Source organism: Polaromonas sp. (assembly GCF_012927415.1).
GTDB lineage: Bacteria > Pseudomonadota > Gammaproteobacteria > Burkholderiales > Burkholderiaceae_C > Polaromonas.
Genome location: NZ_JABBPF010000051.1, coordinates 1 through 11,873, shown reverse-complemented (window position 1 = coordinate 11,873; position 11,873 = coordinate 1). Strand labels below are relative to the sequence as shown.

At 60.8% G+C, this 11,873-nt stretch carries 13 protein-coding genes and 2 pseudogenes; 6 read left to right on the top strand and 9 right to left on the bottom strand.

Annotated features, from left to right (window positions below):
• Both HHJ19_RS05400 and ruvA read right to left on the bottom strand, forming a co-directional pair.
• Positions 1-141, bottom strand: a pseudogene (locus HHJ19_RS05400) (Holliday junction branch migration DNA helicase RuvB); the annotation flags it as partial.
• Positions 142-328: 187 nt separating this feature from the next.
• Positions 329-901 (bottom strand): Holliday junction branch migration protein RuvA, encoded by a 573-nt coding sequence (gene ruvA / locus HHJ19_RS05395; RefSeq protein WP_296904770.1) that lies wholly within the window; start codon positions 899-901, stop codon positions 329-331.
• 93 nt (positions 902-994) lie between these two features.
• On the opposite strand from ruvA, the pseudogene HHJ19_RS05390 reads away from it, so the two are divergent.
• From HHJ19_RS05390 to HHJ19_RS05380, 3 genes and pseudogenes are all read left to right on the top strand, one after another.
• A pseudogene (locus HHJ19_RS05390) lies at positions 995-2,005 on the top strand (PhoH family protein).
• Positions 1,995-2,447 (top strand): rRNA maturation RNase YbeY, encoded by a 453-nt coding sequence (gene ybeY, locus HHJ19_RS05385; protein WP_296904767.1) that lies wholly within the window; start codon positions 1,995-1,997, stop codon positions 2,445-2,447. The pseudogene HHJ19_RS05390 and the gene ybeY overlap by 11 nt, the downstream one beginning before the upstream one ends.
• 107 nt (positions 2,448-2,554) lie before the next feature.
• Complete coding sequence (locus HHJ19_RS05380; protein WP_296904765.1) at positions 2,555-4,210, top strand: SulP family inorganic anion transporter; 1,656 nt, start codon at positions 2,555-2,557, stop codon at positions 4,208-4,210.
• Here HHJ19_RS05380 and dtd read toward each other — a convergent pair.
• Complete coding sequence (gene dtd, locus HHJ19_RS05375; RefSeq protein ID WP_296904764.1) at positions 4,185-4,640, bottom strand: D-aminoacyl-tRNA deacylase; 456 nt, start codon at positions 4,638-4,640, stop codon at positions 4,185-4,187. The two genes, HHJ19_RS05380 and dtd, sit on opposite strands and share 26 nt — an antisense overlap.
• Before the next feature lie 19 nt (positions 4,641-4,659).
• A complete protein-coding gene (gene tyrS / locus HHJ19_RS05370) occupies positions 4,660-5,892 on the bottom strand; it encodes a tyrosine--tRNA ligase (protein ID WP_296904763.1) in 1,233 nt (410 codons plus the stop codon).
• A 201-nt stretch (positions 5,893-6,093) separates the two neighbouring features.
• Between tyrS and HHJ19_RS05365 the strand changes: the two genes are divergently transcribed.
• The 3 genes from HHJ19_RS05365 (at position 6,094) to HHJ19_RS05355 (ending at position 9,367) form a co-directional block, all read left to right on the top strand.
• The gene (locus HHJ19_RS05365) at positions 6,094-7,503 is read left to right on the top strand and encodes a M23 family metallopeptidase (protein WP_296904762.1); all 1,410 of its coding nucleotides are present in this window, start codon (positions 6,094-6,096) and stop codon (positions 7,501-7,503) included.
• Between the two features lie 81 nt (positions 7,504-7,584).
• Entirely contained in the window at positions 7,585-8,730 is a 1,146-nt protein-coding gene (locus HHJ19_RS05360) for an anhydro-N-acetylmuramic acid kinase (RefSeq protein WP_296904761.1), read from the top strand.
• A gap of 373 nt (positions 8,731-9,103) precedes the next feature.
• Positions 9,104-9,367: a hypothetical protein gene (locus HHJ19_RS05355; protein ID WP_296904759.1), complete on the top strand. Its 264-nt coding sequence runs from the start codon at positions 9,104-9,106 to the stop codon at positions 9,365-9,367.
• Here the strand turns inward: HHJ19_RS05355 and erpA are convergent.
• The 5 genes from erpA to rplM form a co-directional block, all read right to left on the bottom strand.
• Complete coding sequence (gene erpA, locus HHJ19_RS05350) at positions 9,359-9,724, bottom strand: iron-sulfur cluster insertion protein ErpA (RefSeq protein WP_296904757.1); 366 nt, start codon at positions 9,722-9,724, stop codon at positions 9,359-9,361. The two genes, HHJ19_RS05355 and erpA, sit on opposite strands and share 9 nt — an antisense overlap.
• A gap of 93 nt (positions 9,725-9,817) precedes the next feature.
• On the bottom strand, positions 9,818-10,243 hold the full coding sequence (locus HHJ19_RS05345) for a polymer-forming cytoskeletal protein (protein WP_296904755.1): 426 nt from the start codon (positions 10,241-10,243) through the stop codon (positions 9,818-9,820).
• A gap of 28 nt (positions 10,244-10,271) precedes the next feature.
• Positions 10,272-10,979 (bottom strand): hypothetical protein, encoded by a 708-nt coding sequence (locus tag HHJ19_RS05340; RefSeq protein WP_296904753.1) that lies wholly within the window; start codon positions 10,977-10,979, stop codon positions 10,272-10,274.
• 202 nt (positions 10,980-11,181) lie between these two features.
• Entirely contained in the window at positions 11,182-11,574 is a 393-nt protein-coding gene (rpsI, locus tag HHJ19_RS05335) for a 30S ribosomal protein S9 (protein WP_296904751.1), read from the bottom strand.
• Positions 11,571-11,873: 50S ribosomal protein L13 (rplM, locus tag HHJ19_RS05330; RefSeq protein WP_296904749.1), on the bottom strand; the 303-nt coding region annotated here is incomplete at its 5' end. The genes rplM and rpsI, both read right to left, overlap by 4 nt.

Sequence of the window (11,873 nt, the reverse complement as noted above, 5' to 3'; positions counted from 1 at the left end):
CTGGCCGACGTAGTCGTCAAACAGCTTGGGCCGCAGCGCCCGCTCGATCGCCTCTTCACGTGGCGAGGCCGGCGCGGTCGACATCACGCGCTTGGCAGGCGGCAGGTCGGACATGTCGAAATCGTCGGTCTGGATGCTCATGGGTCCCCCACGCTTGTCACTGCGTGTACTGCGCTGCCCCCCGAGGGGGCTGGCCTTGCTTGGGGCGGCCCGGCGCGGCGGCCGTTGGCCCCCACGCTTGTCTCAACACACCCAGTGCTGCCCCCCGGGGAGGCGGTCAGTTGCTCGGGGTGGCCCTTCGCTGCGCGGTTCACGCAGTAGTTCGTTCTCACTTGGCCAGCGCCTTGAGCGCTAGCTTGATGCCGTCGCTAACGCCCACATCGGGCGGCAGGGCTTTGAGTGCCAGCGCCGCATCGCGGTCGCTGTAGCCCAACGCCACGAGCGCCTGCAGGATGTCGGACTGGGCATCGTTGGCGACGCTGACATGCACGCCCATGTCGGCGCCGAGCTTGCCCTTGAGTTCGAGCAGCAGGCGCTCCGCCGTCTTTTTGCCAATGCCGGGCACCTTGATGATGCGGCCGGCTTCCTGGCGCGTCACGGCCTGGGCCAGGTCTTCGACGCTCATGCCGCTGAGCACGCTGAGTGCGGTGCGTGGACCGACGCCGGTGATCTTGATGAGCTGGCGGAACGCGGCGCGCTCGGCCGTGCTGCCAAAACCGTAGAGAAGTTGCGCATCTTCACGGACCACGAAATGGGTGAACAGGCTGATTTTTTCGCCCAGCCCCGGCAGGTTGTAAAAAGTGCTCATGGGTACCAGCACTTCGTAGCCGACGCCATGGCAGTCCAGCAGGACTTCCGGGGGATTTTTTTCGGCCAGCTGGCCAGTCAGTCTTCCTATCATTGGTGAATCTTATCAGCCGGATGCGGACGCAGATTTAGGCGGACAATCAGCAATTGCTTTGTGTTTCTCCCCCTTTTCAGGAAAACTAGCGTCTTGATTCTCCGCCATACCTTCACCCCGCCCAACAACACCCGCATGGCGCATCTGTGCGGGCCGATGGACTCCCACATCCGCACCATCGAAGCGGGGTTGCAGGTGACGATTGCACACCGTTTCGAGCAGTTCAAGATCGACGGCACAAAGCTTCGGGCGCAGCAGGCGCTGGAGGTGCTGCAGGCGATGTATGAAATTGCCCAACGCCCGATCGAGCCTGAAACCGTGCAGCTGATGCTGGCCGGCGACATGGCCCTGAGCACAGTGGAGGGCGCGATGGCGCTGACGACCCGTCGCGCGGATCTGCGCGCGCGCACCCAGAACCAGGGCACTTACCTCGAGAACATTGCCACTCACGACATTACCTTTGGCATCGGCCCGGCCGGTACCGGCAAGACTTACCTGGCGGTGGCCTGCGCGGTCGATGCGCTGGAGCGCAGCACGGTGCAGCGCATCGTGCTGACGCGTCCGGCGGTCGAAGCCGGCTAGCGCCTGGGTTTTTTGCCGGGTGACCTGGCGCAAAAGGTAGACCCTGATTTGCGGCCGCTTTCTGACGCGCTGCACGAGCTGATGGGTTTTGAGCGCGTGCAAAAGGCCTTCGAGCGCCAGCAGATTGAAATAGCGCCACTGGCCTTTATGCGCGGCCGCACGCTGAACCATGCGTTCGTGATTCTGGACGAGGCGCAAAACACCACGCCCGAGCAGATGAAGATGTTTTTGACGCGCATTGGCTTTGGCAGCAAGGCGGTCGTGACCGGCGACGTGAGCCAGGTCGATTTGCCGCGCACCCAGCTCAGCGGCCTGGTCGATGCCGAGCGCGTGCTAAAGCATGTCCAGGGCATCGCCATTACCCGGCTGACCAGCGCCGACGTCGTGCGCCATCCGCTGGTAGCGCGGATTGTCGATGCTTATGACAAGCCGGCACGGGTTGGCGCCGAGATTGATGTCGCTATTGATTCTATAGCATCTGGTGCCCGTACTTCCAGGACCAGAAGCCGAAATGGCTCTTGAAACGCTGAATTTGTCGTTGCAGTTCGGAGAACTGCAGGATGCCGCGCTACACCGGGCTGCCTTGCCGCGCCACAGCGTCAGCCGGTGGATACGCCACGCGCTCAGGAACCCTGCCGAAATCACCGTTCGCATTGTCGACGCCGGGGAAGGTCAGACGCTGAACCGCGATTACCGGGGCAAGGACTACGCCACCAACGTACTGACCTTTGACTATACGCAAGCGCCCTTCGTAACCGCCGATCTGGTGCTTTGCGCCCCGGTGGTGGCCCGGGAGGCCAAAGACAGCCGCAAAACCCTGCAGGCACATTACGCGCACCTGCTGATCCACGCCACGCTGCACGCGCAAGGCTATGACCACGAAACCAGCGAACGCGACGCGCTGGAGATGGAAGCGCTGGAGATTTTGCTGCTCGGCGCGCTGGGCTACGACAATCCCTACTAGGGAATACGGGCGACTCATGCATTTGCAACGCGACGCCATGACCGCTCACCGGCCGGTACGGTCGAAACAGGCGTGATTTTGACTCGCCAGAACGTTCCCCGCCAGTCATGAGCAATGCGCAGCCGCCAAGCCGCGCCACGAGCAGGGAAGCGCGATGGGGCACGGAACTGCTGGCCGGCGTTGCGGTGGCCGGCGTGCTTCTGCCAGAGGCCGTGGCCTACGCGGCGATTGCCGGTGTCGAACCCATGCACGCACTGCTGGCCGCGCTGCTTGGCTTGTGCCTCTACCCCCTTTTCGGCAGCAGCCGCTTCGCCGTGGTTGCGCCCACCTCATCGTCAGCGGCGGTATTTGCCTCGGCGGTGGTGGTGGGCGGGCCAGCCATGGGCTATGCGCTGGTCGGCCTGACCGGCGCGCTTTTCGTGGTGGCCGCTGCGCTGCGCGCGGGCTTTCTCGGCGCTTTCATCTCGCGCCCGGTGCTGCGCGGTTTCGCCTGGGCGCTGGGGCTGACCATCATGCTCAAACAGCTGCCGTATATTGCGGGCCTGCAGGTTCATGGCACGCAGACCGGCCCGCTGCTGTGGCAGCTTCTGAGCCAGGCGACACAATGGCACCGGCCCAGCCTGCTGTTGGGCACTGCGGCGCTAGCGCTCTGGCTGGGGCTTTATCACGGGCTGCGGCGCTGGCTGTTTTTACCGACCTCGCTGCTGGTGCTAGGGCTGGGCGTGGCGCTGTCGGCCGCGCTCGGACTCGGCGCGCAGGGCGTGGCGCTGGTGGGCAACATCGCCTGGCAGCCGCTGGCCTGGAGCTTGCCAAACCTGGGCAGCGAGCACTGGCTGCATGCAATCGAGCTGGCGCCGGCGCTGCTGCTGATCCTGTTCGCCGAATCCTGGGGCTCGGTGCGCTCGCTGGCGCTGCAAAGCGGCGACCGGGTCGATGCCAACCGCGAACTGCTGGCCTTGGGCGCGGCCAACCTCACCTGCGGGCTGGTGCAAGGCCTGCCGGTCGGCGCGGGCTTCTCTGCGGCTGCAGCCAATTATTCAGCAGGCGGACGCAGCAAATGGGCGGGTGTGATCGCCGCACTGACGCTGGCACTTTTGCTGTGGCTGGCGCGGCCCTGGCTGGCGCTGCTGCCCTTGCCAGTGCTCGCTGCCGTCGTGATCGGCATCCTCTCCCACAATGTCTGGCCGAGCGCCGTGCTCAAGTCACTGCATCTGGGAGGCGATGCCTGGCTGGCGCTAGCCGCCGCCGTCGGGGTCTTTGGGCTCGGCGTGCTGCCCGGCATGCTGTTGGCGGTGGCGCTCTCGCTACTTCTGGCGCTCAGGCGTTTCGCGCAGCCGCTGGTCACCGAGCTGGGCCTGCTGCCCGGCACACGCGACTACCTTGACCGCAAACTGCATCCCGATGCCGTCACGCAGGCCGGCACGGTCATCATGCGGCCCGAGGAACCGCTGTTTTTCGCCAATGCCGAGCAGGTTTTCCTGTATGTGCTGCGCCGCGTTGACCGGGCGCAGGCGAGAGTCGTGGTGCTGAGCCTGGAGGTCTGCGACGACCTGGACAGCACCGCCGTCGAAGCGTTGGCCGAATTTGCTGCCAGCCTGCAGCTTCAGGGAAAAGAGCTTTTGCTGGCCCGCGTCAAGGACCGGCCACGCGCAGCCCTGGTACGCATGGGTCTGACCGATGCAGCCGTTGGCGGCGTAGCCTTGTTCTGGAGCGTGGACGATGCAGCGCGGGCAGCAGTTACAACACCTGCAATGAAATCGTAACCGGACCGTCGTTGACCAGATGAACCTGCATGTCGGCGCCAAACTGCCCAGTCTCCACCAGGCCGTGGGCCGTGCGCGCCTGCGCCACAAAAAAGTCGTACAGCCGTCGTCCTTCATCGGGAGGCGCGGCGCCGGTAAAGCTCGGACGGTTACCGCCCGAGGCATCAGCCGCCAGCGTGAACTGGCTCACTATGAGCAGCCCGCCGATAGTGCCCTTCCCGTCCAGGTCCTGCACGCTGCGGTTCATCTTGCCGGCATCATCCGAAAAAATCCGCAGCTTGAGAATTTTGGCCAGCAGTTTGTCAGTCTGCATTTCGCCGTCACCGCGTTCGGCGCAGACCAGCACCAAGAGGCCCTGGGCAATCTGGCCGACGGTTTCGCCGGCAATCACAACGCGGGCCTCGGTCACCCGCTGCAGCACGGCCTTCATGCGGGGGACAACCCGCGCCTCATGCCAGGGTCACGCGGGCAAACTTGCGCTTGCCAACCTGCAGCACATAAGTTCCGGCAGGCAACTTCAATGCCTTGTCGCTGACCACGCTGGAGTCCACGCGCACGCCACCGCCGTCAATCAGGCGGCTGGCTTCACTGCCCGAAGGCGCCAGACCGGCGGCCTTGAGTAGCGCACCAATGCCGAGAGGAGCACCCGACACCGAAACCTCGGCAATCTCGTCAGGCACGCCGCCCTTGCTGCGGTTGATGAAATCCTGTTCGGCAGCATCGGCTGCGGCAACCGAATGAAAGCGCGCCGTAATTTCTTTGGCCAGCGCCACCTTGGCGTCCTTCGGATTGCGACCGGCGGCGATTTCGGCCCTGAGCGCTGAAATCCCGGCTTCGCTCTGGAACGACAGCAGCATGTACCACTTCCACATCAGCATGTCCGAAACCGACAGCACCTTGGCGAACATGCTGTTGGCGTCCTCGGAAATGCCGATGTAGTTGTTCTTGCTCTTGGACATTTTCTCGACGCCGTCCAGCCCTTCGAGCAGCGGCATGGTCAAAATGCACTGCGGCTCCTGGCCATATTCCTGCTGCAGATGGCGGCCCATCAGCAGGTTGAACTTCTGGTCGGTGCCGCCCAGTTCCAGATCACTCTTGAGCGCAACCGAATCGTAGCCCTGCATCAAGGGGTACAAAAACTCGTGCACGCTGATCGACTGGCCTGCTTTGTAACGATCGTGAAAATCATTACGCTCCATCATGCGCGCCACGGTGTAGCGTGAAGCCAGCTGAATCATGCCGCGCGCGCCCAGTGGGTCGCACCATTCGCTGTTGTAACGAATCTCCGTTCTGGCCGGGTCCAGCACCAGGCTGGCCTGGCGGTAGTAGGTTTCGGCATTGACCTTGATCTGCTCGGGCGTGAGCGGCGGGCGGGTGCTGTTGCGGCCCGACGGATCGCCGATCAGGCTGGTGAAGTCGCCAATCAGGAAAATCACCGTATGCCCCAGATCCTGCAGCTGGCGCATCTTGTTCAGCACCACGGTGTGGCCGATGTGAATGTCGGGCGCGGTCGGATCCAGCCCCAGCTTGATGCGCAGCGGCACGCCGGTGGCCTCGCTGCGGACCAGTTTCCTGACCCATTCATCTTGCGGAATCAGCTCGTCGCAGCCCCGCAGGGAGACGGCCAGCGCCATCTTTACACGGTCAGACACCGGAGAATTTGTAACAAGCTCTTGATTCATAAGGGTTTTTCTCATGTCGGGCAAATGTCCGACAGTTATAATTACTTCTTTCCTACGTCAGCCCCACATCTTAGTTGGCCGATAAGCAGCTGCTGAGGAAGTTGAAATTTCGAGTCCGATGACCCCATATCCCCTGCAAGTCGGCGATTTTCCGGTCATTGGTTTTTTTCTGTTCTCAGCGCGGCGCATCTTGGCGCCTTGATGAACTTTAGCCGGGAATTAGCTTTGCGCCTGCCCCTCTCCTCCCATAGACTTCTCACACTCACCCATATTCTGTCTGCCGCCGCCGGCAGTTTGCGCCGCCACCCAAAACGCATCACCACCACACTGGCCGTACTACTGCTGGGAACTGGTGTGACCGCCTTTGGCGTCGCACCGCTCGCACCCGATGCAGCCGATTTGCCGGTTCACCAGGTTCTCGAGGTGGTACAGCCTCTGTCGACGCAGGCGCAGACCGACGTGCTCGGTGATTTCCGTTTCAACCTGTTCCGCACTGAAAGTACTCGCAGCACCGATACCGCCACGGCGCTGCTTAAACGTCTCAATCTTGACGACGCGGCGGCGGCGGCCTTTTTGCGGTCCGATCCAAATGCGCAACTCATACTGAGCGGCCGTCCAGGTAAAAATGTCACCGTCGAAGCCAGCGAAAATCAGCAGCTACTCAAGCTGAGCATGCGCTGGCCCACCGACGACGAAGCACGCTTCCAGCGACTCGTGATTGAACGTACCCAGACCGGATTTGGCTCGCGCATTGAGACTGCGCCCTACACCCGCTCGGCCCAGTTGGCCAGCGGCAGCATTCAGACCTCGCTTTTTGCCGCCACTGACGACGCCCGCATTCCGGACGGGGTCGGTGTGCAACTTGCGGAGATATTTTCTGGAGATATCGATTTTCGTCGCGCCCTGCGCAAGGGTGACCGCTTCAACGTCGTATACGAAACGCTGGAAGCCGATGGCGAAGCCCTGCGTACAGGCCGCGTACTGTCGGCCGAGTTCGTCAACGCTGGCAAGGCCTACCAAGCCATGTGGTTTCAGCCAGCGGGGCAGGACAGTGCAGGCACGCCCAACAAGGGCGGTTACTACTCCCTGGACGGCAGTAGCCTGCGCCGCGCTTTCCTTAGTTCGCCGGTCGAGTTTTCGCGTATCAGCAGTGGCTTTTCCATGCGTTTTCACCCGGTTTTACAAAAATGGCGCGCGCATCTCGGCACCGACTTCGCGGCCACCACGGGTACACCGGCCAGAACCGTTGGCGACGGCGTGGTGGAGTTTGCCGGCGTGCAGAACGGTTACGGCAACGTGATCTTCGTCAAGCACCGCAACAACCGCGAAACGGTGTATGCCCATCTCAGCAAAATCATGGTCCAACGCGGCCAGAGTGTGAGCCAGGGCCAGACGATTGGCCTGGTCGGCTCGACCGGCTGGGCTACCGGCCCGCATCTGCATTTCGAGGTCCGCGTCGGCGGCATGCAGCAAGACCCCATGGCTGCGGCCCAGCAGAGCGAAACCATTGGGGTGCCCACCGCCGCCCTGCCGCTGTTCAGGCAACTTGCCAGCGGTGTCAGAAACCAGCTTCAAGCCGCAGCCAGCATCAGCCAGACACGGGCTGAATAGTTCAGCCCCACGCCTGGCATACACTGCGCTGCGCCCCTGGCGGCTGGCATTGTCGTCAAGTTCATGCGGCAAAATAGTGGCATGCATGACTACACAATTGGCCTGATGTCAGGCACCTCACTCGACGGCGCCGACGGCGTGCTGGTGCAGTTCTCAGGCGAAAAACTTCATATCCTGGCGACGGCTACCGAACCGTTTGAGCGCGGCCTGCGCACGGAGCTGCTGGCGCTCAACACCGCTTCGCACGACGAACTTCACCGCGCCGCCGTGGCCGCGAACGAGCTGGCGGCCGTTTACGCCAGAATCGTCAATACCCTGCTCGATGCAGCCGCTTCCCAGGGCATCTCGGCACGCCAGATTCAGGCCATCGGCGCACATGGGCAAACCGTCAGGCATCAGCCTCAGCGAAGGTCCAGCGAACCTTCAGGCGTCGGCTACACGCTTCAGCTCAACAATCCGGCCCTGTTGGCCGAGCTTACCGGCCTTGATGTGGTGGCCGACTTTCGAAGTCGTGATGTGGCTGCAGGTGGCCAGGGCGCGCCGCTGGTGCCAGCCTTTCATCAGCAGGTTTTTGGCCGCGCGGATGCTGATGTGACGGTGCTCAATCTGGGTGGGATTGCCAATCTCAGCGTCTTACCCCGACGCACCGGATCAACCGCATTGCCGGTAACAGGCTTCGACTGCGGACCCGGCAACGCATTGATGGATGCCTGGTGCCTGCGCCACACCGGCAAACCCTTTGACGCGGGCGGTGCTTGGGCGGCCAGCGGCGAATTGCTGCCGCAACTGCTGTCCCGCCTGCTCGACGATCCCTATTTCTCCCAGCCCATCCCTAAAAGCACGGGCAGAGACCTTTTCAGCCTCGCGTGGCTGGCTGAAAAACTGGCTCCATTCGCGGCAGAACGCCCCGTGGACATTCAGAATACATTGACGGAATTTACCGCCAGTGCCTGTGTCGCATCCATAGAACGCTATGCAAACAAGAGTGCAGAGCTCATCGTTTGCGGTGGCGGCGCGTTCAACCTGCACCTGTTGCAGCGCCTCCAGACGGGCTTGCCCTGGCTTAGCGTCAGCACCTCAGACCGGCACGGCCTGCCGCCGTTGCAGGTCGAGGCCGCCGCATTTGCCTGGTTGGCCCGCCAGATGCTCAAACGTCTTCCCGGCAATCTCGTCAGTGTGACGGGGGCTGCCGGATTGCGCGTGCTGGGCGCGCTATACCCGGCTTGAAGTGACTGCAAGTGACTGGAGGTTTCTGTTGCCTCGGTCGCCATTACCGCCTGCACTGCCGGCGACAGCTGCCAGAAAATGCCTGCGGAAGCGAGCGTAATCGGCCTCATGCAGGCAAAAGTTAACTGAAAGGAGTGGCACGTTTAAAGCGCCGTCCCGCTGCCAAAAAACCCGCTAGATGCCGCCAGCATGCCAAACGCCAGCTAAAGATAGCCGGGCAAATTGAAACGTGGCCGGGGAGGCAACGGCTTGTCGGGCATGTAGCGCCAAGTGGCGATGCAGCCCGCCACGCCGAGCGGGATCTTGCCGAGAAACACCAATCGCCCAAAAAGCACCCTCCGCCAGTCAGCCAGAGGCGGGGATCAGCATCGCCATGGTCAGCAAATATGAGAGAACAACAGACTACATTCGCGACAGACTTTTGCCAAAGCGCGTGGCTAGGGCTGGCAATGTCTTGTTGACGATGGTGGCAGCCAGGGCATTAACATCAGTGCCTTTTTACTTCACTTGCCTTGTAAAAAAACAAACCGATAAAAAAATTGACCCTTGTTTTACCAACGACCGACAGCAAAAAGCCGCCCCTAAGGCGACTTTCAAACAAGAAGGGGCGACTTGTCAGCGAGATGACTCAGACTGAAAAGCTCGAACCGCAACCACAGGAACTGTTGGCGTTGGGATTCTTGATGACAAACTGCGCGCCTTCAAGGTCGTCCTTGTAGTCAATCTCGGCACCCACGAGGTATTGGTAACTCATCGCATCAATCAACAGCGACACGCCGTTTTTGGTCATGGTGGTGTCGTCTTCATTGGTGATTTCATCAAAGGTGAAACCATACTGGAAGCCTGAGCAACCGCCTCCCTGCACAAATACGCGCAACTTCAGGTCTGGATTACCTTCTTCCGCAATCAACTCAGCCACTTTTGACGCCGCACTGTCGGTAAAGACAAAGGGTGCCGGCATTTCGGTCTGGATATTTTCAGCAACTGCGCTCATAAGAACTCCAATACATAGAACGATTCAATAATCGATTAAGAAATATTACAGCAAATCGTTCAACCACAATGTTTGCGCGTGTTCCGCAATGTCTCAAGTACCAGTTTGGGTTGGCTGGGTAGCCGTGCTGGTTGCGAGCTTCAGCGCAGGTTTTTCTTCCAGTCGCTGGATTTCCAGCGACCTTAGCTGTCCGCAGATGATGGCTCCTTGGTGCATTTCAAGCGCCCTGTACGACACGTTTCCTTCAATATGGGCCTTGGGCTGAAGTTCCAGCAGTTCAGATGCATGCACAGGACCAATCACGCGGCCATTGATGATGACGTGATCGGCACGGATAAGTCCGGTCACGGTGGCTGATTCGCTGATGACCAGGATGCTGGCGCTTCCTTCAATGGCATAAATGTTGCCAATAACGTCGCCATCCACCCGCAGACCGTCGGTAAACTTTAGATTGCCCTCAATGCAGCTGCCCTGAGCGATCAGGCTTTTGATGGGAGGCTGTTTTTTCTTGCCAAACATGGACAGGTTCCTGGGACGGTTTATTGGACTAAAGCCTGAATGTCCGGACGGAGCGCACATTCGCGCCTTCCAGGACTTTGGCGGTCACTGTTTTTACCACGGTCTGAAGGGGTATATCGAGCACGCCCTGCATGCGGCGGAATTGCCTGAATTGCAACGTTTGCGGACCGCCCGGCAAGCTCATGCTCCATGGTTGCCCGGCCTGCATGCCATCAAAGGTCAACTCCAGCTTGCCGTTAAACGCGGGCGCGCTCTTGGCGGACTGCAGCACCAGTACCTGCCATTTCAACTGGGTAGTAGACAAAAGCTCGGCCTGCAGGCTGCGTATCGAAGTCACCTCCGCGCCGCCCGACGGAAGGAGCTTTTCAAAAAAACCCCTGTCACCGCCAAAACCGCGGTTGTCCAGTTCCAGTTGCCTGAGCTGGACCCCCATTTTTTCCTGCAGCGCCTTTTCGGCTGTCAATAGGCTACCCGAGGTATTGGCAATCGACTGTGCCTTGTCGCGGTCATAGCGCAGACTGACAACTTCTTGGCGGAGCAGGCTCAACTCCTCCCGGGCATGGGAGTCCAGACCCGCAAGCCCTTTGCCAAACTCAAACGCCCACAAAGCTATGGCGGCGGAAAACCCCAGCATCAAGGCTCCTGCAACCCAGCGCAATGGCCAGGGTAACGAGTTGCGCACGGACATGCGGGGGGAACTGATGGTCAGACGACGGCGAAACAGGCGAAATTTCAAAATATTTCATCCGGTTGACATTTCGGGAATAGCATTGTGCACGCAGACTTGCCTTTCGAACGGCTTTAGCCGACGCTCCAAAAGCCCGGCAAACGGCCGAACCGGACACAGGGCTTTTAAAGCGCATTGAGCGCGCACCATGGAAAAAGCCGCCAGGCACAAACCATGGCGGCTTTTTTCAGGCGGAGCCCAATCAGCGGAATTAACGCTTGCTGAACTGCTTGCGACGGCGCGCCGAGCGGAAACCGACCTTTTTACGTTCGACTTCGCGCGCATCACGCGTCACGAAACCAGCTTGGCTCAGTGCCGGCTTGAGGGTTGCGTCATAGTCGATCAGGGCGCGGGTAATACCGTGGCGCACTGCGCCCGCCTGGCCGGACTCGCCGCCGCCGTGGACATTGACCATGATGTCAAACGTCTCGACGTGGTTCGTCAGGAACAGGGGCTGACGGCAGATCATGATCGAGGTCTGGCGACCGAAGAACACCTGAATGTCCTTGTCGTTGACCGTGATCTTGCCACTGCCCTTTTTCAGAAACACGCGGGCGACGCTTGATTTGCGACGGCCGGTGCCGTTGTTCCAATCACCAATCATTTGGCTGACTCCCGTTGTGCGTTGGCTGACATGCCTGCAATCTCAAGCACCTTGGGCTGCTGGGCGGTATGGGGATGCTCTGCACCGCCATAGACCTTGAGCTTCTTGATCATGGCGTAACCGAGCGGGCCTTTGGGCAACATGCCCTTGACGGCTTTTTCCAGGGCGCGCCCCGGGAATTTGGTCTGCATGTCACGGAAATTGGTAGCACTGATGCCGCCTGGATAACCGGAATGACGGTAATAAATCTTGTCGGTCGATTTGGCACCGGTCACGCGCAGCTGGTCTGCGTTGATGAT